We start from the raw sequence: 17,391 nt of genomic DNA on the forward strand, positions 1-17,391 counted from the left end.
GCCAACCTGATCAGGTTGGCCTTTTTACATGGTTTTATCTCTTCAGCCTTGCTCGTTCCTGCCGGGCCCATAACTTCAAATGAGGGTACGGGTCAAATGACCATTCTGTATATCCGTTATCCTTGTACATGCCATAATGCAGATGGGGAGGGAATTTGCCGCTTGTTCCAGGAGGGCCATAACCAGAGCTGCCGACACCTCCAATGACCGTACCCGGCTCTACGATTTGACCTACTTTAAGTTCTTTCGCAAACCCGCTCAAATGAGCAAAATAGTGATAAGTGTTATTGATATCGCGTATTCCTACACGCCATCCGCCGTATTTATTCCAGCCCTTCATTTCCACAATCCCATAGCCGGTTGCACGCACCGGCACGCCATAACCGGCAAAAATATCAGTTCCTTCATGGATTCGTCTGCCGCCCCAACCCCGGGCATCGCCCCAGGTATTATTGTAGCTGTGGTTGCTTCGCAATGGCAGCGGAAATGAGTGAGTATCAAGGTCCAAACGCCCGAAGTGTCTGTAGATCATCGCTTTTCCAATGATGATAGCAACGGTCTTGTCGCGTTTGTAGTAATTCCATAAACCAATTTTTATGTTCTCATGGTCTCTTCCATATGAAAGCAGGTACTGTGCGAAGGCCTGCAGTACGTCTTCGTCGTCCTTCAGGCTTGCTTTGCCGTCCCCGTTCCCGTCAAAGCCAATCCCGTTGAAAAACTGGATTGAGACCGGATTCTCATCTTCAAGTTTGGGATTCAGCAATCCGGCCCACTCTTCAGGTTTAAAATATATTCCGGATATACCTTCAGCTTTGGGCAAGTCCCTTCTTGCCTGTCTGACATTCCGTTCATATTGATCGACTGCTGCAATATAGTACCAGGGGATCTGGGTAACAGCTTCTACACGGTTATATAGGTCCATTCTTTTTTTATAAATATCAGCCTCCTGCTGTTCGGCAGCAGATGCTTTTTCAACCGAAAGGGCAGGGCATAGTAAAAAAAGAACGATAACTGCTTTTAATAATTTCACCGTAATCCTCCCTTCATGAATTGGGTCCTTTATTGTCATGCTTAAACACCATAGGTAAATGCGCTTTCGCTTTTCTTCGTGTCCAGCTACAGCGCCTAACCCCTCGAGACGCTTCGGTCCGCCCAATGAAGTCAAAGGACGACTTCACCGGTCGGCCCTCCAGCGCTTGTCGGGGCTGAGCAGGCGCTTTCACTTTTCTTGTTATAGTTTGCGATGTAAGGGATTTTTCATAAACATCAAATAATGGTAATCCCAGATTATCGCACTTGTCGTGTGTTTTTCATTATGTTAAAGTGACATCAGAAGCTGTATGCCGGCCTTGATTTTTTCATGGTGTTCTTGATGTAATGCAGCAGGAATGGAGTGAAAATAATGAGCAAAAAAGAGGTACAGAGAAAGCCCGAGTGGCTGAAAATAAAGCTGAACACAAATGAAAACTACACTGGCTTAAAAAAGATGATGAGGGAAAAAAGCTTACATACTGTATGTGAGGAAGCGAAGTGCCCGAATATCCATGAATGCTGGGCAGTAAGAAGAACTGCAACCTTCATGATCCTCGGTGATGTATGTACGCGTGCATGCCGTTTTTGTGCTGTAAAAACAGGTCTGCCGACTGAGCTGGACTGGCAGGAGCCAGAAAGAGTCGCGGATTCCGTTACACTTATGAACCTGAAGCATGTTGTCGTAACAGCGGTTGCCCGCGATGACCTGAAAGATGGCGGTGCAGCAGTTTTTGCTGAAACTGTCAGGGCCATCCGCAGGAAAAATCCGTTCACATCGATCGAAGTATTGCCTTCCGATATGGGTGGTGTGCTGGAAAACCTACAAACCCTGATGGATGCCCGTCCTGATATCCTGAACCATAATATTGAAACAGTTAATCGCCTGACACCAAGAATCCGCGCACGGGCAAAATATGATCGTTCGCTGGAATTCCTGCGCCGCGCTAAGGAAATGCAGCCTGACATTCCAACAAAATCAAGCATCATGGTCGGTCTTGGTGAAACGAAAGAAGAGCTGATCGAGGCTATGGATGACCTGCGTGCAAATAACGTGGACATCCTGACGCTTGGCCAATATTTGCAGCCTTCCAAGAAGCATCTTGAGGTCGTAAAATACTATCATCCAGACGAGTTCGCTGAATTGAAAGAAATCGCACTGCAAAAAGGATTCAGCCATTGTGAAGCTGGACCACTGGTTCGTTCATCATACCATGCAGATGAGCAAGTCAACTCTGCCGCGAAACATAAACAGCAGCTTGCAGAGCAGGAAGCGCAACAGGCATAACCCAATAATTACTTGCAAATCAATAGAGCGTGAAAAAGAGTTCAGCACACCAAAGCTGAACTCTTTTTCTTATGAGATAAGAAAATGTAAAATTTCACTTTGAGAATTGTCCAGCTCCAGCGCCTAGCCAGTTTTCATCCCTGAGAGTCTTCTTAGATTATCTTGCGATAAGCGTCAGCTTTGAGCAGCTCGAGACGCTTGTCTAGCTGCGTCTCCTAACTCCTCGAGACGCTTCGGTCCTGCCAATGAAGTCAAAGAGCGACTTCACTGGCAGGCCCTCCAGCGCTTGTCGGAGTTGGGCAGTCGCCTCCGCTTTTCGAATTCGGTCCGCCCAATGAAGTCAAAGAGTGACTTCAATGGTCGGCCCTCCAGCGCTTGTCGGGGCTGCCCAAGGCGATTGCGCTTTTCTTATTTTCCTTTTTTCATCTGTGTTGAAATATCATCTTTATCAGTCTCTTCGTTCAGTTCACCCTTTGCTTCGCCATTCGCATTTTCCCCAGTGCTCATGTCACGGCCCTGAGGGGATTTTAGCATTTGTTTGACAACGCCATCGATTAAATCATCCACATCACGGCTGTCCGTATCAAGTGAGGCGAAATTTTCCACTTCATTGCGCAGGTTTGTATCATCTGATACATATACGTGGAACCAGCGCGGAACGACTGACATTCCCATTCTCTTCACCTGGTCGGCAGTTTCGAACCGGTTATCAGAATCTGTCTGGTAAACGATCAGGACTTCTTCATCGGTAACCAGTGTCGATACATCATCGACATTCGGGACCATTGTGCTGAATCTACCGATCATGTCAGCTATTTTCTCGCGGTCAAGGGCCTCATACGCATCTTCCATGTTATCGGCACCCATGACACCGGACTTCTGGTGGCGTACATACCCGAAGTCTTCGCTTTTATCCTTAAACCCTTTACGGCCGTCTTCATCGTATAAATCAGGGCGCTGGTCATTGACATTCAAAGTATTGCCGCTCTGCTGGTAAATCCCTGTTCTGCCATCATACTTTCCAGGCGAGGCATTATCATCTGCATTACAGCCAGTCAATGCCGCTGCACCCAAAACTCCAAGCGCAAAAATTGCTTTCTTCAATAAAAACACCTCCTACTGTTAGAATGGCTTGCAATTTATTTTTTTTGCTTAGTAATTCATGGGGAATAAGTTATAATTAAGAAAAGCGTCAGCGCCTTGGTCAGCCCCGACAGGCGCTGGAGATAGACACTAATCTAAATAAAAAAGATGTTTTTAGATAGTTACGGGAAAATCAGCTATATAAAAGAGGTGGATCAATGATTTGCATCAATAATCTGTGTTATGAAATCGTAGACGAAGCACGGGACGGATTCAACGAGGAAGCATTCCGCGCCAGATACAGCGAAATCTTAACGAAGTATGATTATATTGTGGGTGACTGGGGTTATGGGCAGTTAAGGCTCAGAGGGTTCTTCGATGACCAGAACCAGAAATCAACATTCGATACGAAAATCAGTACTGTCAGTGAGTACTTATACGAGTATTGCAACTTTGGCTGCGCTTATTTTGTAGCGAAAAAAGTCGCAAAACAACAACAGGCATAGTAAAAGACCCGGATTTTTTCCGGGTCTTTTCATCTGGCTTTGATAAGGATTATTCACTATATGGCGGCTGTTCGCTTTCATCCGGATCATCATGGGTAGGGTGTGCGCCAGCTTCTTTGCGCGGCATTCCCTGATGGAGCGACTTGAACTCATAGTTGAAATTGCTGTATGACCGCTGTCCTTCTCTCCATGCAGTGCTTTTCCCCTCTACTGGTTCATCTTTTCGGAACGGTGAGCCATAGGGGCCGTCTGGTAAGTCCTCAGCCGTTACATAATTTCTTTGTTTTTCGACGTTTGAAAAATCGGAGTATTGCTCACGGTCTTCCTTGCTCATGAAACTCACCTACTTTTGTTTGATGTCTTTTTAGTATCTCTTCCAAAAGACAAATCAAACAAACAGTTCATTCCAATCAGATGATAGGGCGCAGGAATGTTCGCAATTCCTCTGCATCTTCTTCAGATAGATTGTATGCATATTCCAGGTAGCCTTCTTCATCCAGGTCATCCTGGCCGATGATCGCAAATCTGCTTCCCTGGATGTCTAAAATGATGCTTTTCCCGTAATAGCGGCTTGTCTGCATAATCGCCAGGTCAAAACGCTGATTCTCCCCAAGAAAGCTTATATATCGTGTTTTTGTATCCTCTGTATCATCGTATAAGAAAAATCGTTCTGACATATTATCCTCCTAAATGCTCCAAAAATCTTCCTTCATTCAACATCTTAACAGAAAAACGAAAATTACTGAATTTATCTGAAAAATATTTCGAAATACTATATAGGAAAAAAGTGCTATTTTAGCGAATTATGGTACAATTAAGAAAAAGTTCTAGTCATCTTCTGAGAGGATTGAAACCTATGGCCCGCCGCATTACTAGCATATTAGACAACCTGCTTGGTTGGGGTAAAATAATGTTTCCGCATTCATCAATTCGATACTACCCTCCTCAGTTCATTTTGCGGAACCCTGTTGTATCAGGAGTGAAAAAAGCATTCAATAGTGGCTGTGAAGTCGCAGTCATTGCATATACGATCAAAAATCACCGTGAGCTTGCTGCTCAGCTTGGTGAAGAAAACTGGAAATTCCGGAAGGCTATGAAAAAGCATTTCAAAGCGGTAATTGAAAAAGAAATCGAAAAGGAAGACATGATTGTCCTTCATGATTACTACAGTGACAGCCTTAGCTTGTTCATGAGGATCGACCATAACAGGCATTGCATCTCCGAAATCGACACGAAAATGAAAAAAATCCTCAGGGAAGCAGAAAGCAGGCTCTTCCATGAGTATCCAACCGTTCAGCCGATTTTGGATACAGGGTATATCTTCATCGATAAATCGGTTGGTTCTGTCCATGAAGCCGTTCTAAAGGCGCATCAGCAGGCGTTTGCAATGGCTGAAAAACGAATTCAATCCGAATTCAATGAAATGGTCTATGAGATGAACAAAATCATCTCACAGCAAAATATCAAGCTGCTGGCACAGCCGATCATCGACGTTGCCACGAAGGAAATCCGCGCATGGGAAATGCTGACGAGAGGTCCTGAGGGAACATCGCTTGAAAGCCCGTTACAACTGTTTTCGGTTGCAAGGCAGACGAATATGCTATTTGAACTGGAAATGATTGTTCTGAGAAAAACGCTCGAGCAAATCACTTCGACTGGCTGCACACATGATATTTTCATCAATTTCACACCACTCACTCTTGGCAATTCAAGATTTGTCCGCGATCTGAAAACCATGATGAAATCATACGAAAGTATCAAGCCGCGGCAGATCACCTTCGAAATTACCGAGAGGGACTCGATTGAGGGAATCGACAATTTTATTTATAATATAAAGGTGTTAAGAGGAATGGGCTTTAAAATTGCGGTTGATGATACAGGAGCTGGATATGCAAGCCTGAACACAATCAGCGAAATCATGCCGGATGTCATCAAGATCGACCGTTCGGTCATCCAGAATATTGACAAGAATTCTGTGAAGGAATCAATGCTTAAGGGACTGCTCCTTGTTGCAAGGGAAGCTGGCTCCATTGTCGTTGCGGAAGGAATCGAGAATGAACACGAAGCATCCGTCCTTTCCCGGAATAAGGTTGAACTGGCACAAGGTTATTTTTATGCCCGTCCTGGATTGCTGAAAACCGTCTAGCATCTTTAAGAGGTGATAATGAATGTATTTTGTCGACAGGGAACAAATCGAAACAACATTGCAGTTTTTGGATAGGCAAATCGATTTTTTCGAAAGCAATGAATCATGGGAGACGCCAATGGAAAAATCGGCACTTGAGCGTGCAGCTCATACGATGATCGAGGCCGTTCTGGATGTAGGGAACGCGATGATCGATGGCTTCATCATGCGCGATCCGGGAAGCTATGAAGACATCATCGATATCCTGGATGATGAAAAAGTCGTAACGGCGGAAATGAGCGCCGGCTTGAAAAAAATCGTCCTGTACAGGAAAATGCTTGTCCAGCAGTACACAGTTGTAGAACATCAAAGCGTGATTGAAACCTTCCGCTCCGAAATGCCTCAGCTCAAGCTTTTTTCGGTAAAAGTCCGGGAGTATTTGACCAATGAACTAGGTCCTGTATCAGCTTTTAAAAAGTAATGTTGTTAAAAGAGGCCGTATAATAATAGCGGTCTCTTTTCTGTGTTATTGATGAGATTATTAAATGGAGTAGTCGTAATTTCTACATAAAGTAATTTTAATCCAGCTCCAGCGCCTAGCCCCTCGAGACGCTTGTCTAGCTGCGGCTCCTAACTCCTCGAGACGCTTCGGTCCTGCCAATGAAGTCAAAGAACGACTTCACTGTCAGGCCCTCCAGCGCTTGTCGGAGTTGGGCAGTCGCCTCCGCTTTTCGATTTCGGTCCTGCCAATGAAGTCAAAGAACGACCTTGTCGGGGCTGAACGAGGCGCTTGCGCTTTTTGTTCAAGTGAGTTTTGTCCTTTGCACTCGTGCCTCTGCTTTTATAAAATGGGAGTATTCGTTTTCGAATTACAAGAGAACATTAATCATAGGAGTGATCATCATGAAAAGATATAAAGGGTATTTGATTGACTTGGATGGAACCATGTATCGTGGCTCAGAGCGGATTGAAGCTGCTTCTGATTTTATTAAAAGGCTGATTGAGGCTGACATTCCTTATTTATTTGTGACAAACAATTCTTCGCGGACTCCGGCACAAGTTGCGGAGAAGCTGCGGGCTTTCGATATACCTACGACTGAGGAACAGGTATTCACGACAAGCCAGGCAACGGCCAATTATATTTATGAACAGAAACCAGGTGCGACTGTCTATGTGATCGGTGAAGAGGGAATCCAGGCGGCGATCAGCGAAAAAGGCCTTACATTCGCTGGTGAAGACGCTGATTTTGTGGTTTCTGGAATCGACCGTGGGATTACATATGAAAAGCTTGCTGTCGGCTGCCTGGCGGTAAGGAATGGAGCGACATTCATTTCCACTAATGGCGACATTGCCATTCCAACAGAACGTGGCCTGCTGCCGGGAAATGGTTCATTGACCTCTGTCATTGCAGTATCGACACAAACGGAGCCAATTTTTATCGGAAAACCAGAATCTGTGATCATGGAGCAGGCATTGAAGGTGCTTGGCACTGACAAAGAAGAGACGCTGATGGTAGGAGATTATTATGATACTGACATCCTTGCCGGCATGAGGGCAGGAATGGACACCTTGCTTGTGCATACGGGTGTGACAACGAAGGAACTGTTAGAAGGATACCAGGAAATGCCTACATATACTGTGGATTCACTGGACGACTGGGAAGTATAAAAAAGGGACTTGGAGCTAACGAGCGCTTCAAGTCCTTTTATCTATTTACTCGATATTGGCTGCCCTGTGTGCGAGCCTGCTTGATGCAGCTGCAGCGACCGCGCCAACGATGTCGTCAAGGAATGTATGGCATTTTCCGCTTGCTTTATCATTAAGCTTGCCGAGGATGCCTGGTTTGGCCTTATCAATGAATCCATAATTCGTGAATCCGATCGAACCATAAATATTCACAATCGAAAATGCGAGGATTTCATCGATTCCGTACAAGCTTTCGTCTGTTTCGATAATTGCCTGGAGAGGCTCGCCCAGTTTCTTCTGTTCTGCAAGGATATCAAGCTGGATTCCTGTCAGGATTGCATTCTGTACTTCACGCTTGGAGAGTACGCGTTCCACATTTGCAATGCAGTCCTCCATTTGCAGGTCAGGATGGTATTTTTCCTGGAGGAAGAAGACCAGTTCAGCAATATCCTGTATTTCAACACCACGTTCATGAAGCCATTTGCGGGCAGTTTCCTCTGTCATATGGATTGCTCGTTTTTTTTGTAACATCTGCATCACCTTTCTATTTTTGATTGCAGCTAACTCTCATATCCTATTTAACCTAAAATATTCTGCCTAACCCCTTTTAGTGAAAGAATTCGCTCCTTTAAATCATTTCCCGAATGATGCCACTTATTCCTTTCATTGTTCACACAAGTTTTTGGATGACAAACATATATTTTTTAAAAGAGTGTTTCTTAAAAAGAGGTGGGAAAAATGCTTCAAAGGATGTTACAAGAAGTATATGGGATTTCTGCAGATTCAGAAGTATCTCTTGGAAGATATCATGGATATAAGCATAATGAAGGGCTGTATTTAATTATGGCCGCCAATGGTATTAAAGAGCAAGAATTAAGCGAGCTTTCAAGGATTGCTGAGCAAATGCAAAAGTTTGGGGACCGCAATGTATCCAAGCTGCTGGCCGACAAGGAAGGCAGGCAAATTTGTGATTGGCAGGGAAATAAATATTGTGTGCTTGTAAACCGTGCCGCTCCAATGCCAGAGAAGATGAAAACGGGAAGAAAATTGGCAAAGTTCCACGCCAGGGGCAGGCAGATTCCATTCAAAGTCGAAACCATGAACAGGGTCGGCCAATGGAAACAGCTTTGGGAAAAAAGGCTGGACCAGATGGAGAAGGTTTGGAGCGGAAAGCTTTACACTGAACCGGAGAATGATTTTGAAAGGATGTTCATGGAATCCTTTCCTTACTACATGGGATTATCGGAAAATGCAATCCAGTATCTTGCTGATACCGAGATTGATGATAAGCCGACTAAAATCGATCATGGTACTGTCTGCCATGAGAGGTTCACTAATACGGTATGGAGAGGGCCTTATTTTGTCAAAAATCCATTCGATTGGGTGTTTGACCATTCAAGCCGTGACATTGCTGAATGGGTGAGGGAGCGCTATTTTGCAAATATCCAGACGAGCCAGCCGGAAATCAAAAGTTTTATTTCTGATTATCAAAGCATGACAGTCCTGTCGCCATTCTCATGGAGGCTTTTGTACGCGAGGCTGCTGTTCCCGCTCCACTATTATGATACGGTTGAGAATTATTATATTACCCAATCAGAGCAGACAAAGAGACAGCTGGAGGACCAGTTAAAGAAGTACCTGAACCAAAGCAGTGACCATGAACGGTTTTTAAGCAAATTTTATCAGTTGAGTGAAGCTCCGATAAAGGCAGGCAAGCTTCCTGCTATTGATTGGTTATTACGGTAATCGAAGCATTTTCACCTTAAGTGTAAATGTTTTATGTTAAAATAACATTATTCTTAAACGCTTACACTGAAGGAGAATGAGAATGAAGCCATATGTGTATATTACCAGGAAATTGCCGGAAGAAACGATTCGTGAGCTCACAGAGCAATTCGATGTGAAAATGTGGGATCATGCAGATGTTCCTGCGCCAAGAGAAATTTTACTAAAAGAAGCCAAAAGTGCCAGTGCATTGATTACAATGCTTTCCGACAAGGTTGATGAAGAAATATTGACTGCAGGTGAAAACCTGAAAGTGGTTGCCAATCTGGCAGTTGGCTTTGATAACATTGATCTTCAGGCGGCTACAAAGCATGGAATCATCATAACGAATACACCCGATGTACTGACTGAGACAACTGCTGATCTCACTTTCGCGCTTTTGATGGCTGCAGCGAGGCGCATTGTCGAAGCGGCTGAATATGTAAAAGCGGGCAAGTGGGAAGGATGGAGTCCATATTTGCTTGCTGGACATGATGTTTTTGGAAAAACAATCGGGATTGTCGGAATGGGTAAAATCGGTGAGGCGGTCGCTCGCAGGGCAAAAGGTTTTGGCATGGAGATTCTATACCATAACCGCTCAAGGAAGATGGAGGCAGAAACAGAGCTTGGTGCAATCTATAGTTCATTTGATGACCTCGTAGAAAGATCAGATTATGTTGTGACGCTCGCACCGCTGACAGCTGAAACAAGGAATCTTTTTACCGCCGAAGTATTTGGCAGAATGAAAGAAAGCGCCATATTTGTCAACGCGGGGCGCGGTCCGATCGTGGACGAGCAGGCGCTGTATGAGGCACTTAAAAATGGTGAAATAGCGGCAGCTGGGCTTGATGTTTTTGAAAAAGAACCGATTTCTGCTGACCATCCCTTGCTGCAGCTTCCAAACGTGACAGCGATCCCTCACATCGGCAGCGCAAGCACGGAAACAAGAACGACGATGATCAAGCTTTGCTGTGCAAATGTCAAAGCTGTTTTATCGGGAGACAGAGCAAAAACGATTGTAAATAAAGAAGTCCTTCAATAATCATTCAATCCTTTCCATAAACATGGGAAGGATTTTTTTGCGCTAGAGCCGCATATGATTAAGCGTTTACAAGAAAAAACGTGGCTAAATTTTCCTTGTAAAAGCTATTGCTGGTCTTTATAATGTCTACTATATATAAACAATTGTATTTTTAGAAAAGACATAAAGAGAGGGGAAGAGCGAATGAAGGCAATCTCGGTTGGACTATTAGGATTAGGTACAGTAGGATCAGGGGTGGTCAGAATCATTGAAAACCACCAGGATAAACTGATGCACCAGGTTGGGTGCCCGATTAAGGTGAAAAAAATCCTCGTGCAGGATCCGGTAAAAGAAAGATCCGTAAAGGTTGACTCTTCTCTTCTGACGGTGGATCCAGCCGATATTATCGACGACCCCGAAATCGAAGTGGTGATCGAGGTAATGGGCGGCATTGATAATACCCGTGAACATTTGCTTCATGCGTTAAGAAAGAAAAAGCATGTAGTAACTGCGAACAAGGATTTGATGGCCGTACATGGTTCTGAGCTTCTGACTGTTGCCCATGAAAATGGCTGCGACCTCTTCTTTGAAGCGAGCGTGGCCGGCGGAATCCCGATTTTGCGCAGCCTTGTAGATGGTCTTGCGTCAGATCGGATTACGAAAATGATGGGCATCGTGAACGGTACCACGAATTATATTTTAACGAAGATGAGCCAGGAGGGGCTGGCTTATGAGAGCGTGCTGAAGGAAGCACAGCGGCTTGGATATGCTGAAGCCAATCCGGCATCCGATGTGGAAGGCCTTGATGCAGCAAGGAAAATGGCAATCATGGCGTCCCTTGGTTTTTCTATGAAAATCGACCTTGATGATGTCAAGGCAAAGGGAATTACTTCGATTACGGGAGAAGACCTGCATTATGGCAAGCAGCTTGGATATACGATGAAGCTGCTCGGCATCGCTGACCGTGATGGCGATAAGGTGGAAGTCAGCGTCGAGCCGGCATTATTGCCTTCCTCCCATCCGCTGGCATCTGTCAATAATGAATACAATGCCGTATATGTGTACGGCGAAGCGGTAGGAGAAACGATGTTCTACGGACCGGGAGCAGGAAGCCTGCCAACTGCGACAGCCGTCGTTTCGGACCTTGTTGGGGTCGTCAAGAACATGCGCCTTGGCGTCAATGGCAGCTCTTCGGTGACTCCGCAATATCTTAAGCAGCTGAAGGATGATGGAGAAGTACACTCAAAGTACTTCCTTCGACTTCATGTCCATGATGAAGTGGGGGTATTTTCAGAAATTACATCCCTGTTTGCAAATTACGATGTGAGCTTTGAGAAAATCCTGCAGATGCCTTTAAAGGAAAAAGAGCTGGCAGAGATTGTCGTCGTTACTCACCAGGCATCCCTAAAAAACTATGAACATATATTAATGGAGCTTCGTGACCTTCCGGTTGTAAAAGAAATCAAAAGCTCCTACAGGGTCGAGGGGAGTGTCAGCGCATGAATTGGAGTGGCTTGTTAAAAGAATACCGCGAGTTCTTGCCGGTCAATGACAAAACGCCATTGCTCACTCTCCATGAAGGGAATACTCCTCTGATCAGGCTTGATCACCTGTCAGAGGAGTGGGAAATAGACCTGTACGTAAAAGTGGAAGGAGTAAACCCTACCGGTTCCTTCAAAGACAGGGGCATGGTCATGGCTGTCGCCAAGGCAAAGGAAGCCGGAAGCGATACAGTTATTTGCGCCTCAACAGGCAATACGTCAGCATCCGCAGCTGCGTATGCGGCAAGGGCGGGATTGCGGTGCATCATTGTCATTCCCGAAGGCAAAATAGCACTGGGCAAGCTAGCCCAGGCCGTGATGTATGGCGCAAGCATTATATCGATCGAAGGCAATTTTGATGAAGCATTAAAAATGGTCCGGGCAATCAGCGAAACAGAACCAGTGACCCTTGTGAATTCAGTGAATCCCTATCGATTGGAAGGGCAGAAAACAGCAGCATTCGAAATTTGTGATCAGCTGGGCGGAGCTCCTGACATCTTGGCCATTCCTGTGGGGAACGCCGGGAATATCAGTGCTTATTGGAAGGGGTTCAAAGAATATCATTCTGCTAAAGATACGGGATTACCGCAGATGTTTGGTTTTGAGGCGGAGGGAGCTGCTGCGATTGTACAGGGAAAACCGATTGAGCAGCCTGAAACCATCGCGACGGCCATCCGCATCGGCAACCCGGCAAGCTGGGATTTGGCTGTTGCAGCCCAGCAAGAGTCTAAGGGTAAAATCGATTCCGTTACAGATGAAGAAATTTTGGATGCTTACAAAATTCTGGCGTCTGCAGAAGGTATTTTTGCCGAGCCAGGGTCCTGTGCATCACTTGCAGGAATCCATAAACTGATTAAAAGCGGCGAGATTCCTCGAGGATCCCGAATCGTTGCCGTACTGACTGGAAATGGATTGAAGGACCCTGCTACCGCCATGGATTACAGCACGATTTCTCCAATCCTGCTTCCGAATGATGAAAAAGTTGTGAGCGAACACATCAGGGGAGTTGTCTGTCAATGAATGGAGTCGAGGAACCAAATGCCCTTCATGCCCAGAGAAGCCATGTCTTTTCGATAAAAGTTCCAGCAAGCTCTGCGAACTTGGGACCTGGCTTTGATTCTCTTGGAGTCGCATTGAACCTTTACATGGAATTACAGGCTGAACGAAGCGAGAAGTGGCAGGTAAAGCCTTTATCACAGTCATTAAATAGTTTCCCCCAGGATGAAAAAAATTTCATTTGCCAGGTCGCCATCAAAATAGCAAAGATGTACAAGCAGGAGATGCCTCCGCTTCATATGTCAGTGAAAAGTGATATCCCGCTTGCAAGGGGGCTTGGGTCCAGTGCTGCAGCCATCATCGCAGGAGTGGAGCTTGCCGATGAATTTTGCAAGCTGCAATTGTCACGCCGGGAAAAATTGGCGATTGCTTCGAAGCTCGAAGGTCACCCGGATAATGCCGGAGCAAGCCTGTATGGCGGTGTAGTCGTTGGCAGTGAGACTTGGGAAGAAGTGGATGTCACAGTGCTTGATTGCATCCAATTTGATCCCTTACTTGTCGTACCGAAGGAGGAGTTGTTGACGGAAACATCCCGTGATGTTCTGCCAGCTGTAATTGATTTTCCGCGTGCCGTCAAGGCGAGTGCCATTTCGAACCAGCTCCTTGCTGCATTAGTCACTCAGCAATGGGAGCTTGCCGGAAGGATGATGTCAGCGGATTTATTCCATCAGCCATATCGGAAGGCCCTCGTTCCATTCTTTGATGAAGTGAAGGAAATGGCTCTGCAGGCAGGGGCATTTGGCACAGCACTTAGCGGGGCAGGTCCGTCCATCCTTTGCCTGGCCGAACCGGGGAAGGGCGAGCTGGTAGCAGAAGAATTGAAGTCTAAGCTTACTGGCATGGAAGTATACAGTTTAAAAATCGCCAGGGAAGGATGCAGAGTGTCACGATCCTAAAAAAACACAGGTACAATAAAAAAAGCGGTTTTGCCGACAATGGCAAAACCGCTTTATTATTGGTTAATTAGAATACTTGTTCGACCTCAACAACACCAGGTACTTCCTCTAAAAGTGCGCGTTCGATTCCAGCCTTAAGCGTGATTGTGGAGCTCGGGCAGCTTCCGCATGCACCTAGCAGGCGAAGTTTAACAACGCCATCCTCGATGTCAACTAGTTCACAGTCTCCTCCATCACGAAGAAGGAATGGGCGCAATTTATCTAATACTTCCTGTACTTGCTCAAACATTTGCTGTTCAGTCATGCAAATCGACTCCTTTCATAATACTTATTATAATCTCATCAGCCAGAAAAATCTATCCAATTGACTGAAAAACCAGTAAACAACAGTTTTTTCCTTATGCATCCTTTTCATCCTATAGTAAAATAAAAGAAAATAACAGGGGGTAATTGATAATGGAGCGAAAAGAAGTTGAAATTGTCGTTTACGGTGCTGAAGTGCTCTGCCCAAGCTGTGTGAACCTGCCATCTTCCAAAGAAACCTATGAGTGGCTTGAGGCAGCAATCAGCCGAAAATTTACAGACCAGCCATTCAGAATTTCCTATGTAGATATCTATAATCCTCCAGCTGAAGAAGATAAAAAGAAATTCGCCGAAAGAGTGATTGAAGAAGATATGTTTTACCCAGTTGTCCTCCTCGAAGGCAAGATCGTCGGCGAAGGAAATCCGAAATTGAAAACCATTTACGCAGAATTAGAGAAATACGGGTATGTTTCTGCTTCTTAATTGAATATTTCTACGCAAGCATCCTTATTGGGGTGCTTTTTCTCTTGAGTGGAGAGAAAATTTCAATGCAGAGAATCTTTTTATAGCGAAAAATTAATTTTAATAGCGAAAATTACTTTTTAATAACGAAATTCTAATTTATATAGCGACATGGAAATTAAATTCGGTTTTTATCAATTTTGCGTCAGTAAAATAAACATAAAAAAACCGGGCATAGCCCGGTTTCAAGTATCAACCATTATGATATTTGTACATCCACAAAATTCCTGATTTCAGCAGGCGAGCTACGCGTCCTGTGATCGGGCGCTCTGCTACAAGGCCGAAGCCGTGCTTCTTGCCGAGTGAACCGATGACACCCTTCAGTTTAATCGCAGGGAAGGATTCAGGTGGCTGTTCACCGTTCCAGCGCTTCTGAAGAACCTGGACGATCTGTTCTGCCTGACCTTCAGCGAGCTGAGCGCTAGGTGCATGTGGCAGACTTGCGCAGTCACCGACTACATACACATTTTCATTACCAGGGAGATTATGCTGAGGTGTCAGCACTGCACGGCCCATGCTGTCTTTTTCAACATCCATTTCGCGCACGAGTCGATTGGCCTGGATACCGGCGGTCCAGACGATGGCGTCACAAACGATCGGCTCATCATGATTATAAAGGACGTTTTTCTGAACTTCCGTAATGTTTGCATTGTTGATGATTTCAACATTATGATTGTCGAACCAGTTTTCCACATAAGTGCTTAGGCGTTCGGAGAAGGCGGATAGGATGTGGTTGCCGCGATCAAAAAGTTTGATTTTCAAATCTTTGCGGCTTTCAGCCAATTCGCTGGCAAGCTCAACACCGCTCAATCCTGCTCCGACAATCGCAACAGATGATCCTGCTGGCAGATTATTCAGGGCCTGGTAAGTTGCGCGTGACTTCTCAATGGACTGGATGCTGTAAGTGAACTCGTTTGCACCAGGCACATTGTGATATTTGTCTTCGCAGCCGAGGCCAATGATAATGTCGTCAAATTCGAGTGCTTCGCCGCCCTTCAGCTCAACCTTCTTCTCATTGATGTTGATCGCTGTGACTTCGGCGTATTTAACCTGAAGGCGGGGATGCTCAGGAAATGATACACGGATATGCTGGTCTGAAATCGTACCGGCAGCCAGTGCATAGTATTCAGTTTTCAAACAATGGTAAGGGACGCGGTCAATCAGAGTGATGGATACATCATCAGGCAGGTCATTTGGCAGTAATTCATGCAGGACTCGCATGCCGCCATAGCCGCCGCCAAGGATAACGAGATTTTTCATGTGAATTTCCCCTTTTTAACTATTCAAAAGACAGTTAATGAAGTTTTTTCAACTCGTCTTCAAAATCCGCAAACGGATACATTTTTTGAAATTATTCTACAATATTTTTCTGTTTCGATGAAACACCATAAAAAGTATATCGAAATTGTGACAAAATAACAACAATTTTATGGGAGCTACAAGTATTGGAAATTGACGATTTACCAGAAAAAAGGTACGATTAAAAATTAGTAGAGAGGTGAAACAGAATGATAAAGCCGATCATTGAATTTTGCATCAGCAACCTTGCGAGCGGTGCGCAAAAAGCAAGGCAGGAGCTGGAGAGAGACCCGGACCTTGACGTGATTGAATACGGCTGTCTTGGGTACTGCGGAAAGTGTGCACAGTCGATGTTTGCGCTCGTAAACGGGGATCCGGTAGTGGGGGAAACTCCGGAAGAACTTGTAGAGAATATATACCAATACTTGGATGAAAACCCAATGTTTTAATATAAACAAAGGCTGGCATGGATCGCTCCATGGCCAGCCTTTTTATAATTAAATCATTTTGCTACGCCCTGTTCCTCACGCATTTCCTGCCAGCGGTCCTTGGCGAGCTGGACGATCTGTGGTTCCACAGATTGCCGCTGTTTTTCAATTACTTTTGAGAAGAAGCGAACCGCATCCTGGGTTTGGCCGGTTCTTCTTGAGAGTTCTCCAGCCAGATACATCAGACGGAGTTCGGATACCTGTGTTCCTTTATAGTCGCCGGTGCTATAAGATTCTGTATATTCCTTAAGTGCTAATTTTAAGAAACGCGTTTCCTGGTCATGGTTGTCCTGATTTCGGTACAGCCACGCCAGCCTGATGTATAACCCTGCTGTGACAATATGCTTTTCTTTTTTCAGGATCGAACAATAGGCTCCAAGTTTGTAGGTGTTGAGTGTTTCATGGATTGAACGCTCATTGCTAAAATCACGCGGAACCCATTGGCTCGTAATTTTATCTTGTATGGATTGTTTTGTACCAGGCGGGAAATAAGTGCTGAAATCCTCAGTAAAGGAATAGCCGCAATTCGGACAGACGTTTACATAATATAGATTTGGATTTTCGTATCCTTCGGCATACAGAGGGGCGAAGTCAGTGTCAAAAGAGAGAACTTTCACAAAGCGGGAACGGACCTTTTTAGTAGTAAAAGAATGTTCGCACATCGTGCATTTGTACTTTTTATCATAGAGAGGTTCTAACTGAGCCATTTTCATCACCTGCCAAATGTCCTAGTAACTGCTTTGGGTATATTATACCAGTTATCAATATGGTGTGGTGGGAAAAT

The 17,391-nt window shown here is 45.0% G+C and carries 20 protein-coding genes; 12 read left to right on the forward strand and 8 right to left on the reverse strand.

Going from position 1 to position 17,391, the window contains the following annotated elements; genetic code table 11:
* Window positions 1-34: 34 nt before the first annotated feature.
* Entirely contained in the window at window positions 35-1,030 is a 996-nt protein-coding gene (locus tag ACXAEA_RS04615; RefSeq protein ID WP_475094763.1) for a M23 family metallopeptidase, read from the reverse strand.
* 372 nt (window positions 1,031-1,402) lie between these two features.
* On the opposite strand from ACXAEA_RS04615, the gene lipA reads away from it, so the two are divergent.
* Window positions 1,403-2,317, forward strand: coding sequence for a lipoyl synthase (gene lipA, locus ACXAEA_RS04620; protein WP_475094764.1), 915 nt, complete (start codon window positions 1,403-1,405; stop codon window positions 2,315-2,317).
* Window positions 2,318-2,725: 408 nt separating this feature from the next.
* Here the strand turns inward: lipA and ACXAEA_RS04625 are convergent, their stop codons facing one another.
* Entirely contained in the window at window positions 2,726-3,421 is a 696-nt protein-coding gene (locus ACXAEA_RS04625; RefSeq protein WP_475094765.1) for a YhcN/YlaJ family sporulation lipoprotein, read from the reverse strand.
* Between the two features lie 197 nt (window positions 3,422-3,618).
* Between ACXAEA_RS04625 and ACXAEA_RS04630 the strand changes: the two genes are divergently transcribed.
* The gene (locus ACXAEA_RS04630; protein ID WP_475094766.1) at window positions 3,619-3,906 is read left to right on the forward strand and encodes a YutD family protein; all 288 of its coding nucleotides are present in this window, start codon (window positions 3,619-3,621) and stop codon (window positions 3,904-3,906) included.
* Between the two features lie 49 nt (window positions 3,907-3,955).
* On the opposite strand, the gene ACXAEA_RS04635 is transcribed toward ACXAEA_RS04630, so the two are convergent.
* Together ACXAEA_RS04635 and ACXAEA_RS04640 are read right to left on the reverse strand one after the other, a co-directional pair.
* The gene (locus tag ACXAEA_RS04635) at window positions 3,956-4,240 is read right to left on the reverse strand and encodes a cytosolic protein (protein ID WP_475094767.1); all 285 of its coding nucleotides are present in this window, start codon (window positions 4,238-4,240) and stop codon (window positions 3,956-3,958) included.
* 76 nt (window positions 4,241-4,316) lie between these two features.
* Window positions 4,317-4,583, reverse strand: coding sequence for a DUF3055 domain-containing protein (locus ACXAEA_RS04640; protein WP_475094768.1), 267 nt, complete (start codon window positions 4,581-4,583; stop codon window positions 4,317-4,319).
* A 233-nt stretch (window positions 4,584-4,816) separates the two neighbouring features.
* Between ACXAEA_RS04640 and ACXAEA_RS04645 the strand changes: the two genes are divergently transcribed.
* The 3 genes from ACXAEA_RS04645 (at window position 4,817) to ACXAEA_RS04655 (ending at window position 7,699) form a co-directional block, all read left to right on the forward strand.
* The gene (locus ACXAEA_RS04645; RefSeq protein ID WP_475094769.1) at window positions 4,817-6,052 is read left to right on the forward strand and encodes an EAL domain-containing protein; all 1,236 of its coding nucleotides are present in this window, start codon (window positions 4,817-4,819) and stop codon (window positions 6,050-6,052) included.
* A gap of 22 nt (window positions 6,053-6,074) precedes the next feature.
* A complete protein-coding gene (locus tag ACXAEA_RS04650) occupies window positions 6,075-6,512 on the forward strand; it encodes a DUF86 domain-containing protein (RefSeq protein WP_475094770.1) in 438 nt (145 codons plus the stop codon).
* A 422-nt stretch (window positions 6,513-6,934) separates the two neighbouring features.
* On the forward strand, window positions 6,935-7,699 hold the full coding sequence (locus ACXAEA_RS04655) for a TIGR01457 family HAD-type hydrolase (RefSeq protein WP_475094771.1): 765 nt from the start codon (window positions 6,935-6,937) through the stop codon (window positions 7,697-7,699).
* A 45-nt stretch (window positions 7,700-7,744) separates the two neighbouring features.
* Here the strand turns inward: ACXAEA_RS04655 and ACXAEA_RS04660 are convergent, their stop codons facing one another.
* Window positions 7,745-8,248, reverse strand: coding sequence for a phosphatidylglycerophosphatase A family protein (locus tag ACXAEA_RS04660; RefSeq protein WP_475094772.1), 504 nt, complete (start codon window positions 8,246-8,248; stop codon window positions 7,745-7,747).
* A gap of 207 nt (window positions 8,249-8,455) precedes the next feature.
* Between ACXAEA_RS04660 and yutH the strand changes: the two genes are divergently transcribed.
* The 5 genes from yutH (at window position 8,456) to thrB (ending at window position 13,995) form a co-directional block, all read left to right on the forward strand.
* Entirely contained in the window at window positions 8,456-9,463 is a 1,008-nt protein-coding gene (gene yutH, locus ACXAEA_RS04665) for a spore coat putative kinase YutH (protein WP_475094773.1), read from the forward strand.
* Between the two features lie 82 nt (window positions 9,464-9,545).
* Complete coding sequence (locus ACXAEA_RS04670) at window positions 9,546-10,523, forward strand: 2-hydroxyacid dehydrogenase (protein WP_475094774.1); 978 nt, start codon at window positions 9,546-9,548, stop codon at window positions 10,521-10,523.
* A 183-nt stretch (window positions 10,524-10,706) separates the two neighbouring features.
* Window positions 10,707-12,005, forward strand: coding sequence for a homoserine dehydrogenase (locus ACXAEA_RS04675; protein WP_475094775.1), 1,299 nt, complete (start codon window positions 10,707-10,709; stop codon window positions 12,003-12,005).
* A complete protein-coding gene (thrC, locus tag ACXAEA_RS04680) occupies window positions 12,002-13,063 on the forward strand; it encodes a threonine synthase (protein WP_475094776.1) in 1,062 nt (353 codons plus the stop codon). The genes ACXAEA_RS04675 and thrC overlap by 4 nt, the downstream gene beginning before the upstream one ends.
* Window positions 13,060-13,995, forward strand: a complete 936-nt coding sequence (thrB, locus tag ACXAEA_RS04685) for a homoserine kinase (protein WP_475094777.1) — start codon at window positions 13,060-13,062, stop codon at window positions 13,993-13,995. The genes thrC and thrB overlap by 4 nt, the downstream gene beginning before the upstream one ends.
* 67 nt (window positions 13,996-14,062) lie before the next feature.
* Here thrB and ACXAEA_RS04690 read toward each other — a convergent pair whose 3' ends face one another.
* Complete coding sequence (locus ACXAEA_RS04690) at window positions 14,063-14,299, reverse strand: NifU family protein (protein ID WP_251478284.1); 237 nt, start codon at window positions 14,297-14,299, stop codon at window positions 14,063-14,065.
* A 152-nt stretch (window positions 14,300-14,451) separates the two neighbouring features.
* On the opposite strand from ACXAEA_RS04690, the gene ACXAEA_RS04695 reads away from it, so the two are divergent.
* Complete coding sequence (locus ACXAEA_RS04695) at window positions 14,452-14,781, forward strand: YuzD family protein (protein WP_475094778.1); 330 nt, start codon at window positions 14,452-14,454, stop codon at window positions 14,779-14,781.
* A 231-nt stretch (window positions 14,782-15,012) separates the two neighbouring features.
* Here the strand turns inward: ACXAEA_RS04695 and ACXAEA_RS04700 are convergent, their stop codons facing one another.
* The gene (locus ACXAEA_RS04700; RefSeq protein ID WP_475094779.1) at window positions 15,013-16,080 is read right to left on the reverse strand and encodes an NAD(P)/FAD-dependent oxidoreductase; all 1,068 of its coding nucleotides are present in this window, start codon (window positions 16,078-16,080) and stop codon (window positions 15,013-15,015) included.
* Between the two features lie 248 nt (window positions 16,081-16,328).
* Between ACXAEA_RS04700 and ACXAEA_RS04705 the strand changes: the two genes are divergently transcribed.
* Window positions 16,329-16,568: a YuzB family protein gene (locus ACXAEA_RS04705; RefSeq protein WP_475094780.1), complete on the forward strand. Its 240-nt coding sequence runs from the start codon at window positions 16,329-16,331 to the stop codon at window positions 16,566-16,568.
* Between the two features lie 53 nt (window positions 16,569-16,621).
* Here ACXAEA_RS04705 and ACXAEA_RS04710 read toward each other — a convergent pair whose 3' ends face one another.
* Window positions 16,622-17,314, reverse strand: coding sequence for a DUF2225 domain-containing protein (locus ACXAEA_RS04710; protein ID WP_475094781.1), 693 nt, complete (start codon window positions 17,312-17,314; stop codon window positions 16,622-16,624).
* Window positions 17,315-17,391: the final 77 nt, after the last annotated feature.

The organism is Mesobacillus sp. ABV4_180, from assembly GCF_056158485.1.

Excerpts from the sequence above, each read along its gene's own strand:
- ACXAEA_RS04710 (WP_475094781.1), bottom strand. The coding sequence starts at position 17,314 with ATGGCTCAGTTAGAACCTCTCTATGATAAAAAGTACAAATGCACGATG.
- thrB (WP_475094777.1), top strand. The coding sequence starts at position 13,060 with ATGAATGGAGTCGAGGAACCAAATGCCCTTCATGCCCAGAGAAGCCAT.
- ACXAEA_RS04695 (WP_475094778.1), top strand. The coding sequence starts at position 14,452 with ATGGAGCGAAAAGAAGTTGAAATTGTCGTTTACGGTGCTGAAGTGCTC.
- yutH (WP_475094773.1), top strand. The coding sequence starts at position 8,456 with ATGCTTCAAAGGATGTTACAAGAAGTATATGGGATTTCTGCAGATTCA.
- ACXAEA_RS04635 (WP_475094767.1), bottom strand. The coding sequence starts at position 4,240 with ATGAGCAAGGAAGACCGTGAGCAATACTCCGATTTTTCAAACGTCGAA.
- ACXAEA_RS04640 (WP_475094768.1), bottom strand. The coding sequence starts at position 4,583 with ATGTCAGAACGATTTTTCTTATACGATGATACAGAGGATACAAAAACA.
- ACXAEA_RS04660 (WP_475094772.1), bottom strand. The coding sequence starts at position 8,248 with ATGTTACAAAAAAAACGAGCAATCCATATGACAGAGGAAACTGCCCGC.
- ACXAEA_RS04670 (WP_475094774.1), top strand. The coding sequence starts at position 9,546 with ATGAAGCCATATGTGTATATTACCAGGAAATTGCCGGAAGAAACGATT.
- ACXAEA_RS04655 (WP_475094771.1), top strand. The coding sequence starts at position 6,935 with ATGAAAAGATATAAAGGGTATTTGATTGACTTGGATGGAACCATGTAT.
- ACXAEA_RS04690 (WP_251478284.1), bottom strand. The coding sequence starts at position 14,299 with ATGACTGAACAGCAAATGTTTGAGCAAGTACAGGAAGTATTAGATAAA.
- ACXAEA_RS04675 (WP_475094775.1), top strand. The coding sequence starts at position 10,707 with ATGAAGGCAATCTCGGTTGGACTATTAGGATTAGGTACAGTAGGATCA.
- ACXAEA_RS04650 (WP_475094770.1), top strand. The coding sequence starts at position 6,075 with ATGTATTTTGTCGACAGGGAACAAATCGAAACAACATTGCAGTTTTTG.
- thrC (WP_475094776.1), top strand. The coding sequence starts at position 12,002 with ATGAATTGGAGTGGCTTGTTAAAAGAATACCGCGAGTTCTTGCCGGTC.
- ACXAEA_RS04700 (WP_475094779.1), bottom strand. The coding sequence starts at position 16,080 with ATGAAAAATCTCGTTATCCTTGGCGGCGGCTATGGCGGCATGCGAGTC.
- ACXAEA_RS04705 (WP_475094780.1), top strand. The coding sequence starts at position 16,329 with ATGATAAAGCCGATCATTGAATTTTGCATCAGCAACCTTGCGAGCGGT.
- ACXAEA_RS04630 (WP_475094766.1), top strand. The coding sequence starts at position 3,619 with ATGATTTGCATCAATAATCTGTGTTATGAAATCGTAGACGAAGCACGG.
- lipA (WP_475094764.1), top strand. The coding sequence starts at position 1,403 with ATGAGCAAAAAAGAGGTACAGAGAAAGCCCGAGTGGCTGAAAATAAAG.
- ACXAEA_RS04645 (WP_475094769.1), top strand. The coding sequence starts at position 4,817 with ATGTTTCCGCATTCATCAATTCGATACTACCCTCCTCAGTTCATTTTG.